Raw genomic sequence first — 19,298 nt, 5'->3', positions numbered from 1 at the left:
AAAAAACAGGAGAATTTTCCTAGCTGATATTTATCTATAATCAATTATAGTATTATTCATTCATTAATATACAGTTGATAGACGTAGCTTCACCTCTTCGCCCTGATTAAATGTAGCTATTTCGACAAGCTCCATTGAGTCAAGGATACAAAAATTATCATATACATTTTCATGCCTTTCTACTAAAGAGTCGTAATATTGATTCGCTTCTTCGACTGTTTCAAATTCTTCAAAAGGTTTGTGATCTATATTAATCAGAAACTTTCTCAATTAAATTCCTCCTTTTTAATCAGATAAGTCAAGCAAATTTTCCTGCAAATTAGTATTAAAAATAAGGTTGAACTATACTAAAATAAAGAGTGCATTTGTCTAACTGTATAAGATTGTAAGATAATCAGCACTATTAAAGATGTGACAAAAATCACAACTATGAAAAACATCATAAAAAAGACGAACTAAATTTACTTTAGCTTCTCCTCTCAAAAAACCTCATATACTGGCATAATTCTTTTTCACCTGGTTATATTATGAAAAAAGACTAGGAGGAATTACTTAAATGAACTCGGGGCAAGCACCTATAACTTCTTCAGAATTGGCAAATCTGTGGATGGCATATCAAGAAAAAACAATGATGCTTAGAATGTTAGAACATTTTATTGAACACGCGAATGCTGAAGAAAAACAGTTGTTACAATCCCATTATGAGGGATCTCAAAAAAATATAGAGACAATTACGGCTATTTTCCAGCAAGAAGGTGCAGTAATTCCAATTGGTTTTACAGAAAGCGATGTAAATAAAGGTGTACCTAAGTTATTCGATTACATGTACGATATCATGTATTTGCATATGATGACGAAAATAGAGATGAGCCTTTATGCTCTTTTTACCGGTGGTTCCTACCGTAAGGATATTCACGATTTTTTTACAGGATTAACCGCAGAAGCTCAAATGATAAACGGTCAAGCAACTCAATTCCTTTTAGAAAAAGGGGTGTTAGTAAGACCTGCTTATGTATCAATGCCAAAAGAAGTTACTTTTGTACATAGTAATAATTATTTAAGTGGATTTGATTGGTTTAGTGAAAAGAGATCACTAAATACAGTTGAAGTTTCCCTTATTCACCATGCTATAGAAACAAACCTAGTAGGAATGCAGTTAATGATTGGCTTCGCTCAAGTTGCTACTAATGATGAAGTGAAAAAATATCTTACAAAAGGAATGAAGCTATCGGAAAAAATTGAAATTGAACTAGGGGAGTTTTACCGTCAAAACTTTATTGAGCCCCCAGCTAGTCATGCAGGAAAGGCAACTACATCAAAAACTGCGCCTTTTTCTGATAAATTAATGATGTATAACACTGGTCTGTTAACTACATTTGGGCTTGGAAGTAACGCCATAGGTGGAGCATTTAGTTTGCGAAATGACTTACCGGCAAAAATGACTTTACTCGCAAAGGATATTTTTACTTTTGCACATGAAGGTGGAAAAATAATGATCAAAAATGGCTGGATGGAAGAACCACCACAAATCGAAGATCGCATAAAGCTAACGAAATGATCATAGAAGAAAAAACGTTTTTATTTTGGAGCGATTTTAATAAATCGCTCCTATTTATTTGAGTGAATTTAATATTACTCAAATGGACCTACATAAGGTAAAATGTTGGTGGAAACGCTCTTCATCCAATAACATTTAGCCTCAGAGTAGCGAAAATAAAAAATTATGGTAGAATAATTCATCGGTTCTTCACTTTACATAAATTGACATTTCGTTCATAGAGTCTAGAAATTATGGGTCAGAATCTGTATAAGCTTCATTTGACGCAAGAGCACCAGCTTCATATCTGCTCGTAGGAAATCATTCTTAATAAATTTGCCTCCTCGCGCTCGACATGCCAAACCAAGATACTATGATTCTGGTTTCTCGACGCTGATAAAATCCAAGTAAACATCATAATAAAATGCCATCTTACTTCCTGTTGTTCTATAGCTGGATTTTGTTTATGGGATCAGATAATCTGGATGTATTTTTATACCTTTATTATTACATCTGCTAATCGCATACTATTAGTTGGCTTACTATCCTTCGTCCAATTAAATACTCCATCACCAACCAATGACTCATTTGTTGGTGAGCTTTAACCGTTTTATAGATGATTACATAGTCTATAGTAATTGTAGTGAAATGACTTTAACGTACAGAGGTGGTATAGAATGATTCATACCGTTAAACCCGGTGAAACATTATATCAAATTTCAAAAGATTATCGTACACAGCTTTCAGCAATCATCCGTGCTAATCCGTCTATAAATCCAAACCTTATTTATGCTGGACAATCAATTGTGATCCCAGGTCTTCCATCACCTTATACAATTCCATATCAAATAGAAGTGTCCATTAACAATCGATGGCTAAGGTTATTAAAAAATGGTGTCATTCAAAAACAGTACCCTATTGCTGTCGGAAGAATACTACATGAGACGCCAGTAGGAAACTATATCATCATAAATAAAGCACCAAACCCAGGTGGGCCATTCGGGACAATGTGGATGAGCTTATCAAAACAACATTATGGAATTCATGGAACCAATGATCCTAGTTCAATCGGTAAAGCTGTATCAAGAGGATGTATACGTATGTACAATAAAGATGTAGAGGAATTAGCAAGTATCGTGCCAATAGGAACACTCGTTTCAATACGTCCGTAATTTTGGAAGTATATGAATAATCCCGCCTCTTAACTTCTCTAAAAATGTTAAGTTGGGGGTTTCTGTAGTATCGAATTGAAATATCGAATAACTCATGTGGAGTTGACACATTGGTGTACTCTGAAAGCGCTAACCTCACTTTTCCATTGATATTGTCTTTGGGATTACTCATAGATAAAAACTAGCATTTATTAATTAAAATACCCCCCACGAACGAATGTTCGTTCTGAATTCGACGCAACTAATGAAGGTCTAAAACAATTCATGCAGTGGATCAGCTGTTTTCTGACCGAGATGCATGCAAAATTTTATAGTGTTAATTTCAGCAATACCATAAAAAAATCAATTATTTTTAAGGATTGGAAATCGAAACTAGTAGGTGGTGAAAGGTTTCTCCCACTATTTATAAATAACTTTCAAAAAATAATGATGCCCTCGGATCCCCTTATAGTGCGGACCCTTTTCCCCATCAACGTTATTATGGAAGTACTTGTTACGTAGCTAGCTGCCTCTGATGCAAGGAAGGTAATTACTTTTGTAGCTTCTTTTGTATGACCAATCCGCCCTAATGGAATTCCATGTTTAGGATCAGTAGAAAACTCATCCCAACTTTTTTGGGAGCTTGTCTTTTTCGCATTTTTCCAATTTGGTCATTTTGTATCAACCCAATGCAGACTGTATTTACCCTTATATTATCAGATGCAAGATCTTTGCTCCTTCATTTGCTAGTTGAAGGGCAGTTTCTAATCCTATTCCATTACTTCCACCTGTTATATCGCTACTTTTCCAGTTAACCCTAAATCCATATTACTACCGCTCTCACTTTTTCCTCATTATAACAAATGAATAACTAATAATTCTCTTCAAAAAAATATAATACAGCTTTACTCCAACAGAATGGAATAAAGCTGTATTATTATGTTAAAATTATTTCTTTTTGTTATTTTTTATCTTTCTTCCGAGCATAATCATACATGAAATCGCTAAAACACCCAATGAACCGCCTAACACGACCCACATATTGTTCATATACTCATAACCTAATAATAAAACGATAGCTAAAAACCCCATTAACAATCCAGATACTAATTTCAGGTTTTCACCTATAAATTGTCCCATAAATGCTTTTCTCATTGTCCATACCATGAAAACAACGATGGATACTTCCATTAAAATATACATCGTGAGGTAAAGCATTAAATATAACCCGTACTCTCCTAATCCAACGCCGTAACTAGATACTAATCCATTCCAGATGATCGGAAACCCAGCTGTACAAGGCAATTCAATAAACGATGCTAAAGCTCCAATTGAGATAGAAGCTAGTACAATTCCAAACATAGATTCAACATGGAACAGTCTTTCTCTAACATTCTTCACAAAACTCTTTTTGTGATCACCTTTGATCGTAAACGATAAAAGTGACGTTTTCCCAAATCCTTCTCGAACATTTACTATAGCTACAATCATTGCTAAGAAAAATAAGGCAAACCTAAACCAAAAATAATCAATGATACGGACGACTATGGAAAAAGTTCCTACCATGAATAAGCCATAAATGATTGCAATTGTAAGAATATAAACGCCACCAACAATGGCCATCTTTTTTCTAGAATTAAATCGTATAACCATACTAATAAGAAACATCAAAGCCCATAACGAACAAGGATTGAATCCATCAACAGATCCTATTAATATAGTTGCAAAAATTAAAGGTACACCTTCTAAAAAATTATTATTCAAAAAACGCCCACTTTTGCCTTCACTACCATAGGTCAAGCGCTCAGTCAATTCAGCCTCTACAATTTGATTAAATCCAAGTATATGCTTGTCTTCGAAAACAAACAATGGAACTAATCTATCTTGTGGAGGTATTTCATATTTATCAAGTATCCTGAGTGCTTCTTCTCGATCTCTACTTATTTCAATACGAATTATTTCGAATCGTAAGTTTCCTTCGTTCTCCAACCTATCTAAAAATTTAGCAGTCTCCTGACAGACAGGACAAGTATCACTACCTAAGTAATACATCTTGTTCGTCTCTTCCTCAGCCAATGTTACTTGACTAAATAAGATGAAAAAACCTAATAAAAAAAGGACTTTCATTAATAAACGATTAATCTTAAACACTCCCCCATGCTTAGGCCTAAGACCCCAATAGTCAATATGTAATCTGAGCCTCATCTATTTATATTACCGAAACAAAATTGTCGATTAAAAATTATATAGAACTTCATTTCATGCATGAAACTATTATCACATATAAACGAATATACTTAAGTATATAGATTTTAAAAAAATGTGAATTTATATCTAAAAAAGTTTTCTTGACACATCAAAATGTTCGTGTCATTCCAAATTATTTATGATAACAATGAAAAAACTTTTTTATCATATAAAAATCTTTATACTCTATTAACACCCTTATTAAACCAATGAACAAAACCACAACGATCACATGTTAATATATTAGCTGAGCGATTTGCAAAATCTAAATTTAAAAAACTTAACATAGCCGTGTTTAACTGTGCTTTTCCATGTTCGAATTTATCATTTTGACAATGTACACATGTTATATTTATTCCGTTTACATGATAATGACCTGGCCCCATTGCTACTTTAATATTTTTAGCAAATAATTTTAAAAATCTTTTTGCTCCATTTGACAAAAATCTCATCCCCTTTAATATGTTTACAAGCTCATCTATAGAACATTTAACACTAATATCAAGACATTTGTCACGTGTAATTTTTGTTACATAACAAAAGCGATGCTCATTTTTGAACATCGCTAAGCTTTAATCGTTTCTTACTGCGCAAATTCAATTTTAATTGCTTCTGCCATTCTTTTACGTAAATCAGTATTATCAAGGAGACCATTAAATAAATCAGCGGAAGGTCCGTAAGCATATAATGGAACATCTACCCCAGAGTCCGCGGTTGTCGACCACCCTACATAAGCGCGCTCACTTATTATAGTGTTTATAACAAATGCTACTTGATTGCTAGTTGCTGTTTTAATACGCTTTTCCTCTGCAGTTGTTAAATCAATCTTTGCGTATGTACTTAGGACTTCACGAACATTAGTACGATCTGCATTTAATTGATTAGCAATGAAATTACCAGTAGCGGTTACATCTCGTAAAATTTCATAGCAGTTCCAGCAGCCGCTGAATCTGTTACCTAATTATCTCTTGAATTTGTTTTCATCATTCCTACAAGCAACGAATAAGCTAAATGATATGTATATCGTAAAAAAAACGCGCAATTCTTATTCGTGATGTTCACGAGAAGAATTGGCGCAATCGGCTAATTATAGTTTTTTAATCATATAACTTTTGTTTTCTAAGCTTTTAAATGATTGTTTTGGCATTTTGATACTATTAATATACGACGACTATGTTATTAATTTCCATACAGAAAAAAATGAACATGTCTAGAACTTTTAAACGTATTTTATACCAGCAGGCTTTACTTTACTAATATCATCTGAACTACAAGGTGTAACTGCGTAAGTCATATTGCAATTTGGACAATTCATAACAACTTTTTCTAAAGTAAATATTTCTCCACATTGGCAAGAAATTTTATGTGTAACTTTAGGTACCGCGTTTTCTTTTCCTTTACTTTTCACATGATCAACGATAGCTTTTCCATCTTCTAATTTCGAACATCCACAGCTCATTTAATGCGCCTCCCACAAATAGTTATTCTTTAGGTTTTAAGGCATAGTTAACGTTTGTTATGCCAGTGGTAGTAGTATAACTTGGAACCAGTGGATTGGAGCAACACTGATAGAAGTTATACTCAATTTTTAATAATACTTATTACAACAATCATAGAATAAAACCACGCTTTTTAATAGAGCTAGATTGTGTCAATATGTTGAAATTATAAATAATACTGTATAAGCTCAGATATACAGTTACCTTAAAAACTGAATCGTCAGAACCTCTGTTTTACTGTTCTGCTTTAATGAGAAGGATAGGTCCGATAAGTACTGTGTTTTTACGAAATTTAAGCTACTCCCCCCGAAAACTTTAGCGCTTTAAACGAGTGGGGGTCAGACCCCCACATCAAACTTCTTCGTATAAATTTCACTTATTTCTTTTGCTTCTAGTGGTTTGCTAAAGTAGTATCCTTGTATGATTTTACATTTTAGTTTTTGAAGTAATCGAACTTGTTCAATCGTTTCAACACCTTCGACAACTACATCGAGATCAAAGGCTTCTGCTAGAAGTATTAATTGTTTAATTATTTTCTTACCAGATTCATTTAAATATTGATCTATAAAGCTTTTATCGAGCTTCATTTTATCAACTGGAAATTTCGATAAGTATTTTAATGATGAGTAGCCTGTACCAAAATCATCTAAAGACACTTTTACTCCCATTCCTTTGAGCCGATTAATAAAATTAATGGCTTCACAATCATCATCTAATAGAATGCTCTCAGTAATTTCTATGTCTAAATACTGTGGAGGAATATCATACCTTTTCAACAGCTCTTCAATATATTTGATGATCGCTTTATCGTTTAACTGCTTAGCAGAAAAATTTATAGCAATTGGTTTTAGGTCCAAACCTTTTTCTTTCCATTTCGATAACTGCCGTATCGCTTCTTCAATAACAAATCGTCCGATCTTTCCAATCAAACCTTTTTCTTCAGCAATTGTAATAAATTCATTCGGTGAAATAGAATGGTCTTTAAGTCTTATTAATGCTTCAAAGCCAATAATCTCTCCAGTTAGAACGTCAACTTGAGGTTGATACAGTAGTCTAAATCGTTTATTTTTAATCGAATATCGCAGAATTTCTTGAATATTATTTTTTTTAATAATAGAATTTTCTAATATTTCTGTAAAATAAGTGGATTGGTTTTTACCACTTTTTTTTGCTTGGTACATCGCTATATCAGCTTTACTAATTAACCCATTTAAATGGGTATCATCTTTAGGATAAAGACTAATCCCAATACTCGCTTCAATTACAACTTCTTCTTTTTGAACAAGAAAAGGCTGTGAAATAATTGTTTCTAAGTAATTGATGTTACGCTTCAGCTCCAATTCATCGGAACATGAAAATAACAATAAAAACTCGTCCCCACCAAATCTAGAAACAAAAATTTGATCATTACCCCATTCTTTTAACCGTTCAGATACCACTACCAAAATTTGGTCACCATACAAATGCCCTTTAGTATCATTAAATTCTTTGAAATTATCAAGATCAAGTAACACAAACGCTACTAACTCATGATTTTGTACGAACTTATCAAAGTTTTTAGATAAACTATAACGATTCGGTAACTTAGTTAAATAATCCTTAAATGCCATTTGTTCTATCTCTTGATTTAAATGTTTATTATGTTCAAATGTTTCTTGAAGTTTAGATAATAACTGATTTAATGTATCATATAACCCCGCAAAACTTTTATTTTCAGAAACCTCTAGAGGCTGAAAATCTAACTGTTTCGTATCAATTAATTGAATATCCTTATTTAACATCATTACAGGTTTAATCACATTTTTCCTTTGAATAATATAGAAACCGACAGAAATAATGATTGCAAGTAAAATGAACATTGCCGTAAGGAAAATAACATTTTTCTTTGTTTCATCCATCGATATTCCTACTGCAGCTATTCCGATGATCTCATCCTCATAAAAAAGAGGTACAGCGACTTCTAATACATAATCACCCAACTGCGGATAGTACCATTCAAATGCACGAACTTCGCCACTTAGTACGCTTTTGTAATCAACAATTTCTGAATAGTCTACACCGATATCTTCTACGTCCGAATCGGCAATTGCAATTAGGTTCTCGTCAATAAATAAAGCATATAAAATATTATCATCATTGTTAGCGATTCTTTCGACAATGTTTTGAATTTTATATTTGTCTGTTCTAAAGTTTAGGTATTCTGCTCTATAGCCTACTTGCACAAAAGATCCTTCATCATCTCTTAAATAAACAAACTTAAAAAAATCATCATTTTCTGTGGATTTCCGAATATCTTCAACATAAACATCGTTTGGTTGTGTCATAAATTGATCAATAGGGTCACCAGGTTTTACTTTCCATCCAATGTAGTCGATTGAAGGAGAAAATAAAACTTCACCTTGATTGCTGTACCAAAATATTTCATGAACTTCAAAAAAATCTCTTATATCACGTAAACGTTCATTACTTAAGTAATCTTTTTCTGCTAGTACAGCTTTTCCTGCTACTAGAAGATTTCTTTCCAATACTTCATTTATATAGTTATAATGACCTATTTCACTTTCTATTTTTCTAGATAATAACAATGCTAAGTCTTCACCGCTTTGTTCCATTTGATGAGTTAACGCTCGCTCGCTTGAAATATGTGCAAAAAGTGCAATAGCAAAAACAGAAAATAGTGTAAACAATAAAGGGAGATAAATTAATTTAAAATTATTAGTTACATTTCTTTTTTTCATATTCATACATTTTAGCCCCCCAAAATCATTTATTGTTCGCTAAAGCTAGATATCAAACCAACAATGTCCTTCACTCTTTTCTCTTGTGATCAACAAAATTTACCAACACTAAAATAGTACTTTTATCGTATATCAAAAAGTGACACAATTCAACAAACGCAACTTGAATTTTCCAAAGAATATAAGAAAAGCGCAAGGCGCCCGCCTATCGGCGACAAACACTGGAAGACCTGCTCGTAGCGGTCGGGTTTTTGACCGAAATCTATGTGCTTCTGCGTCTTCTAGCATAGCTTCGTAGCAAGCTTCCTCGAAGCAAAACTTCATGAAGCTAATCGACGAAGGATCTCAAGCAGTAATTGAAGTCCGTTGCTTGTCTGAAGTAATCGAGCCGATGGCGCCTGGAGCTAGACAGTTTCCAAGTTAGAAACTTATAAATTCTGATACTGCAAGAAAAGCGCAAGCGCCTTGGTCACGAGCAGCCGCTCCTGTGCCACTCCGTTTGCTCAAGAGCAATTGTTTTCCGTGCGACGAGTAACCGCAGGAGCAATTGTTTTCCGTGCGACGAGTAACCGCAGGAGCAATTGTTTTCCGTGCGACGAGTAACCGCAGGAGCAATTGTTTTCCGTGCGACGAGTAACCGCAGGAGCAATTGTTTTCCGTGCGACGAGTAACCGCAGGAGCAATTGTTTTCCGTGCGACGAGTAACCGCAGGAGCAAAGCAGCTTCGTAGTAATCCAAGTAGTAGCTTCACTGGGGCGACCTTTGACAGAAGCCGCTCTTTGGCTTCCTACGTGCTTTTAGCGTCTTCTAGTATCGCTTCGTAGTAAGCTTCCTCCAAGCAAAGCTGCATGAAGCTATTCAGAGACGTTATTCATGTAGTTATTGAAGTCAGTAGCTTGACTGAAGTGACCGAGCTCGTAGGCTGCTTGCGCTTGACAGTTTCCAAGTTAGAAATTTATAAATTCTGATTATATAAAATAAATTGGTCAATATAGAAAAAAACAGTGGAGGTTATATACCTCTCACTGTTTACAGGCGATCTAGTCAATAAGCTTCCGTACAGTTACATCTTCCTCCAGTCCTGTGAAAGTAAGCCCATAAAAATTGTGTCAACATACTTTCCATTAATATAGCTATGTTGACGCAATGTACCTTCTACGATAAAACCAAGCTTTTTATATAATGCTATCGCTCGTTCATTTATCCCTCTCGTCGTTAAATAAATTTTATTTAAGCGAAGTTGGTTAAAACCCATTTCAATCATTTGTTTCATTGCGAATTTACCATAACCGTGTCCACGATAATCAGGCGACATAAGCACCCCAATTTCTGCTCTTCCATGTTCAAGGACCATGTTAGAAAAATGGACCCACCCCACTAACTCCTGATCATTATTTTCAACTCCCATTATTACAGCACCAGCATTTCTCATTTTAAACACAAGCTGTTCCGTTTCCTCGAATGTCATAGGGGTCCTTCCGATCATAGAAATTGACTCAGCATTATTAAACCATTTATGTAAATATTTGATGTCTTCATGTTCAAATGCCCTTAATTTTACTTTTCCTATCATTACCTTAATCTCCAATATTCGTTTTTTTCTATTACTTTACCGGATATCTTTTTAAATGACTGTTTTTCGTAGATTGTGTTTTTGAACTTTTTTGCGGATGAGTGAACTCGTTTCAGCAAGCTGAAGCATCGGAAAATCCCACCTACGCTTAGAGGTGGGGGCCTTTTACCCCAAAAAAAATTCAGATAAATAAAATCAACCGTTATTTTAGCTTACTGTTCAATTATAATTAAAAACAGTCAATCACAAAGATCATTTTAAAGTTACCTTGTTTTACAGATACTTCTTTACTCTCCTACTCCGATGTGTTCAACTTGTATGTATGAGGAACTCGACTTTTGAAGACTGGCACTTTTTCTCTAATCTCACTCACTTGCTTCATATCGATTTCTTTTAATATTGTATCTTCATTTTTATCACTAGCACAATATAGTACTTCACCTAATGGGTCGATAACCATTGAATTTCCACAATATGAGATCCCATTATATTGACCAACACAATTTGCCGAGACAACAAAAAACTGATTTTCGATTGCTCTAGCAATTTGGAGAGCAGTCCAATGAGATTTTCTAGCTTCTGGCCATTCTGCAACGATAAATAATAGTTCGGCACCATCCACTGCTAATTTCCTAGAAAGTTCAGGAAATCTCAGATCATAACATATGATCAAACCTGCTTTAACCCCTTCTAAATCAAATGTATGATAGGTCGTTCCTCCTGTCAGATACAAGTGCTCATCTAGCATTGGAACTAAATGAACTTTATCATATCGATACACGACTTCACCTTGTCGGTTAATGACAACAGCGCTATTATAAATATTTCCGCCCTTCCTATTAGCAAACGACCCACCAACTATATTTACCTCGTACGTCTTTGCTAGATGTTGTAAAAAACTCGTCGTCGGCTCACCATCGCGATCAGCTATATTTTTTAACTCTTGTAATGTATAATTGGTTGTCCACATTTCAGGTAGCACAACAACATCTGGTTTTTCTTTTTTACATGTAACTGCTAACCACTCCTTAACTTTTTCCCTATTCTCTTCAGGTTTACTAGCAATGATGTCCATTTGATAGATAGATATTTTCATCTTTAAACCCTCACTTTTTTCAATGTAACAACACAATTTAGTTTTGAATAACGAATACCTCACCATTTTAACGCACCACAAGATCCGTTAATTTATAGAAATCTACCTTTATATAGAGTTAATCGGACACATTGAACCGTTAGCATGAAAAAATATTTGTTTTCATAATAATAAGGGATATAGTGTCCGTTAAGTAATTCATTACTAAGGTTTCATCAAGAAAAAGGCGCTCTCATATCTGGGGATAACGTCTTTTTTGCAGTATCAGAATTTATAAATTTATAACTTGAAAACTGTCTAGCTTCAGCGCCTTTCGCTCGTGACCAAGGCGCTTGCGCTTTGCTTGTTAAATTAAAACGTAAAGACGTTCAATTGATAAGCATTTAAGATTCTAATCGTATTCTTTCCCTCACCAATTATAAATGAACCTTCTAGAAGTTCACTTTCTGAAGTTTTCCACTCAACATGATCATGATTAATATGAGAAACTCGGGAAGCCTCTACCGCAACGTCTTCGTTTGCGGGAACATGTACAATCACGTAACTCGCACGCTCAATCGTCCAATCAGCATCTTGTAAGCGTGGACGTAAAACAATATTGTTTCCCGAGCTTCTTACCTCTAATTTAAGATTAGAAGGTACCACCAATGTACCATTAACCGTTGGATAGTTACTATGTAATCCATTTTTATGAGGTAAGCGATTCATCGTAACATACAATGTATCACCGATTTGATTGAATGTTACATATTCTTCCTTGTCTAAAGCAGTCTCGTTATGAGGAGAAACATTTAGCCGATAGGTTCCAAAAACAGATATTCCATTTGTTTCGGTACCTTCAACCGTAAGATCATCCCAACTTGCTTCAACAACCACTCGTTTAACCTCAGGTTGGACAACCTCACTTAATTCAGGCAAATTTCGCGTCTCATCTTGGCTAGTGATGGTAGCTGATACTTCATCGACAAGTCCCACGGAACTAAAAATAAAAAAGGAAATGCCAACCGTTCCTAACATACCAATAATAAGAATACTAAAAAAATCATATTTAATAATCACCGTTTCTTTCTTATTCAAGAAAAGAAAAAGTAAAATTTCAATTCCTAAAATGATTAAAATCACTGGCCACCATGAAATCATCACCTGATGAACGTCCAATCCAATTACTCTTGATAATAAGAGAAACAAGCCTAAAAAAACGAGAGCAAATCCCATTGAAAATGTTCCTACTCGCCACGTCCTCACGATACATCACTTCCTTTTCTCGTTTTACTACCAATCATTAATTTAAATCCACCACCAATGAGTAAAATACAAACAATGACAATTTGAAAATAATCATAATACCAACGACGAATATCAACGTTCAAAATATCGACAAGCTTCGGTGCAATTGATGGGATGAACACACGATCAAACATATAAAACAAACCTAAAACCATTAAGGCAATTCCAATCCAACGCTGATAGTTAACAAAATAAGTAATAATTGGCGTATCTTCGATTGGACCTTCCCCGTGTTTGCTTGCTTTTTGTAGTCCATCAAAAAAGCTGTAAAACCATATAATTGGGATTAAAAACAAAAAAATGCCTAATCTGAGTGTATCTAATATATACAGTGAAAACAGAAATGCAGCCATTAACTGTATGCCACGTTGTTGGTAGCCTAAATAAAGATGACCTGCACCCGGAAAAATCGATAGTAATGTAGCGATAGACTTACTTTTACGACCATCCTCACGGCGATTTTCAATATCGTCTAAAAATGAACGATCTTCAAGCGTTTCGCCACGTTGCTTTCTATTTAAATGCTGGATCGCATCAAAAAAGCTATATACCCAAACAACAGGTAAAAAAGCCATAAAAATTAGAAATGCGCCTTGTCGTAAAATAATAGAAGTAAAAAAGATCATAATCGCTGCGCCTAAAAAGGCTGTTAAAAATGTGAAACCTCGGTTCATTAACCCTAATTGAAAGTGACCGACACCCGGGATAAACGAAAGAACAATTGTAAAGAACCGTTCTGATTCAGAACTACTTTCTTGAACGGCACCATCCTGATAATTCATCGCTCGAGGTCTTCGTATACCGACAATAATGGTATCTACAAAGCTAAACAAATAAATAGCAACCCCAATTAACGCCAATAATAGAAAAACTTCACTCCCAGTTATGATCGTTAATCCAATTCCTAAAGCAATAAAACCGATCGTCGCAAAAAAGTAAAACATTCCACGTAAAGAATTTCCGTAATAAAATTGCCCTCCACCAGGAATGACTGATAGTAAAAATGCTATAAAAGGATGTCCTGCTTGATTTTTCATATTTAACATTTTCCTCCTTAGTCCTCATTATTTATTCGAATAAACGTCGTTTCTAGTATTTTGTTTGTGATTGATGGAGTCTCTTCAGATAATCTGGTCCTTTGAACCTCATCGATATAACCTGTAAGTGATTGGAATACTCCTGAAGTCATCAAAATGATCGTAAGTGTTGCAGCTAGCATGTAATGGAAAAATGTTTGCTCGTAAAATGGTCTTTTGGCTACTTTATCAATTTTATCTTCATTTATTTTTTGCATGATTTGATCAGTGAATAAACTTTCTTCTTTGATGTCAGGTAAAGACGATCCAATCACTTCTAAAACTGACATGTACGTAGACATACATTGATCGCACGAATATAAGTGAGTTTCGCATTCATCACGCTGTCTTTCTTCTAATTCACCTTTTGCATATCGCTCTAAATCATCTCTTGAAATATGATTCATCTAAAAATTCTCCTCCTTCCAACGGGCTTTCATCCACTTTCGAGCTCTATGAAGTTTCACTTCGATTGATTTTTCCTTAACCCCTTGCTCACTCGCTAATTGTTGAAAACTTTTTTCTTGTATGTAAAAGCCTTGAACAACATCCCGGTAATTTTTTGGTAATTCATTAATATGTTTTTGAACTTGGAGTTTCTTCTCTTTTTTTAAAAGCTCATCTTCTATATTTTCATTATTAGAAATTACAAGTTGTAGATTAATTTCTTCTTTCACTTCTTCTTTCATCCGATCGCGCTTACGCTTAGTATCGATTGAGTGATTTAACGCAATTCTCGTCATCCACGTTTTAAACCCTTTCCCCTCATATTTTGGAAGAGAAGAATAAATTTTTATAAAAGCCTCCTGAGCGGCATCTTCTGCATCCTTTTCATTCCGAAGTACTGAATAAACAATTTTATAAATATGATTGCGATATTTTTGAACTAGTAAACGAAAGGCATGATCATTGCCTGCTAGGATTTGCTTTATCAACACTTCTTCACTACTAATCTCTCTCCCCTCCTTTCCACCTTCACAATAATAGACGAAGTATAATGAAAAAACACTACACTTTTTCAGAAAAAATTTTCTTAGGTCATAAAAATGGCGCTCCCCTAATTTTTAGGAGAAGCGCCTGAGCGTCAAAGGAATGCTAAATATTTTCAAGTAACACCTACACAAACAAAGAAAATACATTTGTGTCATCTATCTATGTTTACCTCAAATTGAATATTTGTTCAAATTGTCTCTACTAATTTCCGCCTCATAACTAAAATAGATTCTTTATTGTAAAAAATGCAATAATAGCTACTATAAGTAAAATCATACATCCTGGTTTCCCAAAAAAACCTCTATCGAATAGATCAGTGATTTCTCTATCATTTCGGCTCATAATCTCTCCTCCTAAAGATTCCTTATATAAAAGAAGACTACTTACAATAGTGAAATAATCATCGTGCTTTATAGCTTTTACGTGATGCCTCTGACGGGATTCGAACCCGTACTCCTTACGTAAGCATAGGCTAGGGGGAACACGCTTCCCTACGGAGTTTCACCGACAGGAATTTCACCCGTCTCAGCTAATTTGCTTTTCGGTGCTTCTGAAACCCTTGCCTTGCGACCCGTTCCTACAATGTTTTACGGCGCTCTTCCCTTCTAGAGCTACAGAGGCGCATGTTAATCTTTTATCGAATATTTATGAAAAATATATCAGTATTCATAGTTATAGAGTAAAAAAATATATTAGTTAATCAATTATTTATGCATAGATTTAGTTTGTGGGAAGTAAACACAACTAGGTTACTTTATACCGTAACTTTTTACAACATCTCCACTTATAATACTAAAAAGTTCGATCGTTCCCCCTTCATCATAAAGATTTCCATTAATCGGACCTCTGATTGATGCTTTTGAATGTCTCATCAAAGTAACATTTCCTTCGACCGACGCTGATAAATCTAAATGTGCTCCAGGCAGAACGACTATATCACCAGTTACTTCGCCTGTAACCATCGAATCTACTTCAATCAAAATATCACCTTTTTGTTTACCATAAAAAATTTTCAATTAACTCCCCCCTTAATTCATAATTACTCTTTAGATTAAACTAAAAGTCAAAAACTCATATCTATTCGTCTTTTTATCCCACTTTAAGGGGCAGTAAGACCCACATCAAAACGTAAGAAATTCGAAAAGTTTAGTTGGGGGATTAACGGCCCCTTAAGGTCCGATATAGAATAACTTTCATCAGTGCAGCTGATGATTAGTTATTCTTATGCCTGTGGTATAAGTTAAACTAACAATCAGTCGAGGATGAAGGCCCCCCACTGATTGAAGTTCAGCTTTATAAATATGGAAAAGATATCAATTATAAATACGGTACTAACTTCTAAAAGTTTCATTATTTTTAGGTGTGTTCTATATATTAAAAATTTGAACAATCAAAATAATACAAACATCTATTTACAAGATCCTAAGAAAATCGTAGTACCTTACGACCGCTCTCGTAATTTGATATAGTATTATGATAGAAAGAATAAGGAGTTATGAGATGCATTAAAATATAGAAATTAATATTGAGAGGAAGAATAGACATGAGTATATATAAATTTTCGGCACTGATGATAAATGGAGACAATAAGTCATTAGCGGACTATGAAGGTAAAGTACTCTTAGTTGTTAATACGGCAACTAAATGCGGATTTGCTCCTCAATTTAATGAATTACAAAAATTATATGATACATATAAAGAGAACAACTTTGAGGTTTTAGGCTTTCCAAGTAATCAATTTATGAACCAGGAACCTGGTACTAATGAGGAAATGGCAGAACGATGCAAATTGAACTTTGGAGTTACCTTTACTCTATTTAAAAAAGTAGATGTTAAAGGAGATAATACTCACCCACTGTTTAATTATTTAACGATGGAAACTAAAGGGATATTGACTCCTAAAATAAAATGGAATTTCACAAAGTTTCTAATTAACAAAAATGGAAATGTAGTAAAACGTTATGGACCTACGACATCTCCGTTAAAAATAGAGGAAGATATTAAGAACTTGTTGAAATGATACATAGAAAATTCAGCTGTTATCTTAATCTTAAATCAAGTGAACTCGTTTTAGGAAGCTGAAACACCAGAAAATCAGGTGGAGAGTCTACTCCACCTGATTGGAAATCCCACCTACGCTACGCTTAGAGGTGGGGGTCTTATACCCTAAAAAAAATTCAGATAAATCATTACCTTCCATAGCGTCATTATATTGTTTTGCCTATCTTTAGATGACTTCATTTATACTAATGTAAATCGTTTATTAATGAGTTTAGATTTGATAATATTTGCTTATAAAGGACTTAATAAGGCGCTTTAAAAATTTTCATTTAAAAAAGACGAGTTTATAAGCTCGTCTTTTGACTCTAAGGCTAACTTCAAATCTAAAATGAAAATACTATAATTTAAAATGATTAATTTGGGTCTGTAAATTCTCAGACATCTTGGCTAACTGTTCAGCGTTCGCTGAAATTTCTTCGACAGTTGCAGTCTGTTCTTCAGTTGAAGCTGATACTTCTTCAGTTGATGCTGATGTTTGTTCAATAATACTTGAAATTTCTTTGACAGCACCTAAAGTTTGTTCGGCATTGTCTTTTAATTCATTGAAAACTTGATTTGTGCTAAGTGCACTTTGCTCCGTCAATTCAGTTTGTTGGACAATTTCTTTTAAAGCATTTTGACCTTTTTCAATAATTTGAACCTGTTCATGAACAGCTATTAAGTTTTTCTCCATGAACTCCACAGTTACGTTGGTATCTGCTTGAATCGATTGGATTAAAGCAGTAATTTGTCCTGCCGACTTACTTGATTCTTCTGCTAGTTTCCTTACTTCATCAGCGACTACTGCAAAACCCTTACCATGTTCTCCAGCACGTGCCGCTTCAATAGCAGCATTTAAAGCTAACAAGTTTGTTTGATCAGCAATTGAAGTAATGGTTGTGATAATACTCCCAATCTCCTCTGAACGTTTTCCTAGGTTATTAACATTTTGGGTTGAAGCTTCTACAGATTTTGTAATTTTCTCTAGATGTTTAATTGCATTAGTAATAGCGTTGTTCCCATCATAAGCAGATTGAGTTGACTTTTTTGATAACATAAGCGTATCACTAGCTTGTTGAAGCCCTTCTCCAACTTTATTTACTGAAGCTTCCATCATCTTTATTATTTCTTTGGTATGATCTGTTTGTTCACTAGCACCAGCAGCGATTTCTTGAACAGCCGAAGAAATTTGTGTAGCAGATTCTTCTGTTTGTTTTGCACTAGCTGAAAGGCTCGTTGATGCATCTGTTACACTATTGCTGCTTTCAATTAAATTTTGAACGATTTCATATAGATTTTCTTTCATTTTTGTAAAAGATTTACCGAGTTGTGAAATCTCATCATTCTTCTTTGGATTAAAAGATTTCCCATTAAGTTCAAGATTAGCAATTTTATTTGCAAATTCAGTCAACATTTTTAACGGTTTAATGATCATTTGATTTAAATAAAAATAACTAATGACAAAGATCGAAAACATGATAACTCCGGCAATACCAATGTTTAGAAAAGAACCTTTTAAGGCAATTTGGTTATAAGGCTGTTCAGGTACACCTGTGTACCAAATTCCAATTACATCACCATTTTTATTTAGAATTGGATCATAAGCTGTTTGATTCCATATACCTACTACATCAGCCCGTCCAATAAAACGAGCTCCTTGATCAAGAACGAATTCTTTTATTTCGTCTGAAACTTTTGATCCAATTGCTCTTACACCATCATTTGTAACCACATTAGTCGTTACCCTTGTATCATATAAAAATATAGTAACTGAATTTCCACCAGTTAACTCACTTATTTTATCAACAATTTCATAGTTTTCACTAATTTTCACATTACCTTTATACAATATTCCGTCCGCTACACTCCAATCACCTGGAAATCTAAAATCTAAATATTGATACCCTAATTGTAAGTCTGAAATTAGTTTGTGTTGGGCACTCTCAATTAAACTATTTTTTGTAGTAATATAGTTAACGGTCGATAAAATAACCGTTAACGCAAAAATTGAAAGTGAAACAAATGCAATTAATTTTTTTCCGATTGTCCAGTTCAAAAAAT

18 protein-coding genes and 1 pseudogene are annotated in these 19,298 nt (G+C 34.2%); 3 read left to right on the top strand and 16 right to left on the bottom strand.

The window, feature by feature from the left end; genetic code table 11:
• Positions 1–63 precede the first annotated feature (63 nt).
• A complete protein-coding gene (locus BKP37_RS08315) occupies positions 64–270 on the bottom strand; it encodes a hypothetical protein (protein WP_071309151.1) in 207 nt (68 codons plus the stop codon).
• 286 nt (positions 271–556) lie between these two features.
• Between BKP37_RS08315 and BKP37_RS08310 the strand changes: the two genes are divergently transcribed.
• Both BKP37_RS08310 and BKP37_RS08305 read left to right on the top strand, forming a co-directional pair.
• Positions 557–1,558 (top strand): DUF3231 family protein, encoded by a 1,002-nt coding sequence (locus BKP37_RS08310; protein ID WP_071309150.1) that lies wholly within the window; start codon positions 557–559, stop codon positions 1,556–1,558.
• Positions 1,559–2,214: 656 nt separating this feature from the next.
• Entirely contained in the window at positions 2,215–2,709 is a 495-nt protein-coding gene (locus tag BKP37_RS08305; RefSeq protein ID WP_071309149.1) for a L,D-transpeptidase family protein, read from the top strand.
• Between the two features lie 399 nt (positions 2,710–3,108).
• Here BKP37_RS08305 and BKP37_RS20965 read toward each other — a convergent pair.
• From BKP37_RS20965 to BKP37_RS08245, 14 genes and pseudogenes are all read right to left on the bottom strand, one after another.
• A pseudogene (locus BKP37_RS20965) lies at positions 3,109–3,424 on the bottom strand (SDR family oxidoreductase); the annotation flags it as partial.
• Between the two features lie 212 nt (positions 3,425–3,636).
• On the bottom strand, positions 3,637–4,839 hold the full coding sequence (locus BKP37_RS08295) for a thioredoxin domain-containing protein (RefSeq protein ID WP_139193091.1): 1,203 nt from the start codon (positions 4,837–4,839) through the stop codon (positions 3,637–3,639).
• Between the two features lie 275 nt (positions 4,840–5,114).
• A complete protein-coding gene (locus BKP37_RS08290; RefSeq protein ID WP_211271433.1) occupies positions 5,115–5,378 on the bottom strand; it encodes a zinc ribbon domain-containing protein in 264 nt (87 codons plus the stop codon).
• A gap of 140 nt (positions 5,379–5,518) precedes the next feature.
• A complete protein-coding gene (locus BKP37_RS19160) occupies positions 5,519–5,824 on the bottom strand; it encodes an alkaline phosphatase (protein WP_245712478.1) in 306 nt (101 codons plus the stop codon).
• A gap of 330 nt (positions 5,825–6,154) precedes the next feature.
• Positions 6,155–6,394 carry a hypothetical protein gene (locus BKP37_RS08285; protein WP_071309145.1) on the bottom strand — a complete coding sequence of 80 codons (240 nt, stop codon included), beginning with the start codon at positions 6,392–6,394 and terminating at the stop codon, positions 6,155–6,157.
• Between the two features lie 378 nt (positions 6,395–6,772).
• Positions 6,773–9,178: an EAL domain-containing protein gene (locus BKP37_RS08280; RefSeq protein WP_071309144.1), complete on the bottom strand. Its 2,406-nt coding sequence runs from the start codon at positions 9,176–9,178 to the stop codon at positions 6,773–6,775.
• Between the two features lie 1,057 nt (positions 9,179–10,235).
• The gene (locus BKP37_RS08275; protein ID WP_071309143.1) at positions 10,236–10,745 is read right to left on the bottom strand and encodes a GNAT family N-acetyltransferase; all 510 of its coding nucleotides are present in this window, start codon (positions 10,743–10,745) and stop codon (positions 10,236–10,238) included.
• A 295-nt stretch (positions 10,746–11,040) separates the two neighbouring features.
• Positions 11,041–11,841 (bottom strand): carbon-nitrogen family hydrolase, encoded by an 801-nt coding sequence (locus tag BKP37_RS08270; protein WP_071309142.1) that lies wholly within the window; start codon positions 11,839–11,841, stop codon positions 11,041–11,043.
• Positions 11,842–12,192: 351 nt separating this feature from the next.
• A complete protein-coding gene (locus BKP37_RS08265; protein WP_084034599.1) occupies positions 12,193–13,086 on the bottom strand; it encodes a hypothetical protein in 894 nt (297 codons plus the stop codon).
• The gene (locus BKP37_RS08260; protein WP_071309228.1) at positions 13,083–14,165 is read right to left on the bottom strand and encodes a hypothetical protein; all 1,083 of its coding nucleotides are present in this window, start codon (positions 14,163–14,165) and stop codon (positions 13,083–13,085) included. The genes BKP37_RS08265 and BKP37_RS08260 overlap by 4 nt, the downstream gene beginning before the upstream one ends.
• Before the next feature lie 17 nt (positions 14,166–14,182).
• The gene (locus tag BKP37_RS08255; RefSeq protein WP_071309141.1) at positions 14,183–14,611 is read right to left on the bottom strand and encodes an anti-sigma factor family protein; all 429 of its coding nucleotides are present in this window, start codon (positions 14,609–14,611) and stop codon (positions 14,183–14,185) included.
• The gene (locus tag BKP37_RS08250; RefSeq protein ID WP_071309140.1) at positions 14,612–15,142 is read right to left on the bottom strand and encodes an RNA polymerase sigma factor; all 531 of its coding nucleotides are present in this window, start codon (positions 15,140–15,142) and stop codon (positions 14,612–14,614) included.
• A gap of 274 nt (positions 15,143–15,416) precedes the next feature.
• The gene (locus BKP37_RS20685; protein WP_281243019.1) at positions 15,417–15,539 is read right to left on the bottom strand and encodes a hypothetical protein; all 123 of its coding nucleotides are present in this window, start codon (positions 15,537–15,539) and stop codon (positions 15,417–15,419) included.
• Between the two features lie 407 nt (positions 15,540–15,946).
• Complete coding sequence (locus tag BKP37_RS08245) at positions 15,947–16,213, bottom strand: hypothetical protein (protein ID WP_071309139.1); 267 nt, start codon at positions 16,211–16,213, stop codon at positions 15,947–15,949.
• A 527-nt stretch (positions 16,214–16,740) separates the two neighbouring features.
• On the opposite strand from BKP37_RS08245, the gene BKP37_RS08240 reads away from it, so the two are divergent.
• Complete coding sequence (locus BKP37_RS08240) at positions 16,741–17,217, top strand: glutathione peroxidase (protein ID WP_071309138.1); 477 nt, start codon at positions 16,741–16,743, stop codon at positions 17,215–17,217.
• A 378-nt stretch (positions 17,218–17,595) separates the two neighbouring features.
• Here BKP37_RS08240 and BKP37_RS08235 read toward each other — a convergent pair whose 3' ends face one another.
• Positions 17,596–19,293, bottom strand: coding sequence for a methyl-accepting chemotaxis protein (locus BKP37_RS08235; RefSeq protein WP_071309137.1), 1,698 nt, complete (start codon positions 19,291–19,293; stop codon positions 17,596–17,598).
• Between the last annotated feature and the right edge of the window lie 5 nt (positions 19,294–19,298).

It is taken from the genome of Anaerobacillus alkalilacustris (genome assembly GCF_001866005.1).
Lineage (GTDB): Bacteria > Bacillota > Bacilli > Bacillales > Anaerobacillaceae > Anaerobacillus > Anaerobacillus alkalilacustris.
This window is presented reverse-complemented; position numbering and strand designations above follow the sequence as displayed.

Excerpts from the sequence above, each read along its gene's own strand:
- BKP37_RS20685 (WP_281243019.1), bottom strand. The coding sequence starts at position 15,539 with ATGAGCCGAAATGATAGAGAAATCACTGATCTATTCGATAGAGGTTTT.
- BKP37_RS08255 (WP_071309141.1), bottom strand. The coding sequence starts at position 14,611 with ATGAATCATATTTCAAGAGATGATTTAGAGCGATATGCAAAAGGTGAA.
- BKP37_RS08270 (WP_071309142.1), bottom strand. The coding sequence starts at position 11,841 with ATGAAAATATCTATCTATCAAATGGACATCATTGCTAGTAAACCTGAA.
- BKP37_RS08280 (WP_071309144.1), bottom strand. The coding sequence starts at position 9,178 with ATGAATATGAAAAAAAGAAATGTAACTAATAATTTTAAATTAATTTAT.
- BKP37_RS08305 (WP_071309149.1), top strand. The coding sequence starts at position 2,215 with ATGATTCATACCGTTAAACCCGGTGAAACATTATATCAAATTTCAAAA.
- BKP37_RS08240 (WP_071309138.1), top strand. The coding sequence starts at position 16,741 with ATGAGTATATATAAATTTTCGGCACTGATGATAAATGGAGACAATAAG.
- BKP37_RS08275 (WP_071309143.1), bottom strand. The coding sequence starts at position 10,745 with ATGATAGGAAAAGTAAAATTAAGGGCATTTGAACATGAAGACATCAAA.
- BKP37_RS08285 (WP_071309145.1), bottom strand. The coding sequence starts at position 6,394 with ATGAGCTGTGGATGTTCGAAATTAGAAGATGGAAAAGCTATCGTTGAT.
- BKP37_RS08310 (WP_071309150.1), top strand. The coding sequence starts at position 557 with ATGAACTCGGGGCAAGCACCTATAACTTCTTCAGAATTGGCAAATCTG.
- BKP37_RS08260 (WP_071309228.1), bottom strand. The coding sequence starts at position 14,165 with ATGAAAAATCAAGCAGGACATCCTTTTATAGCATTTTTACTATCAGTC.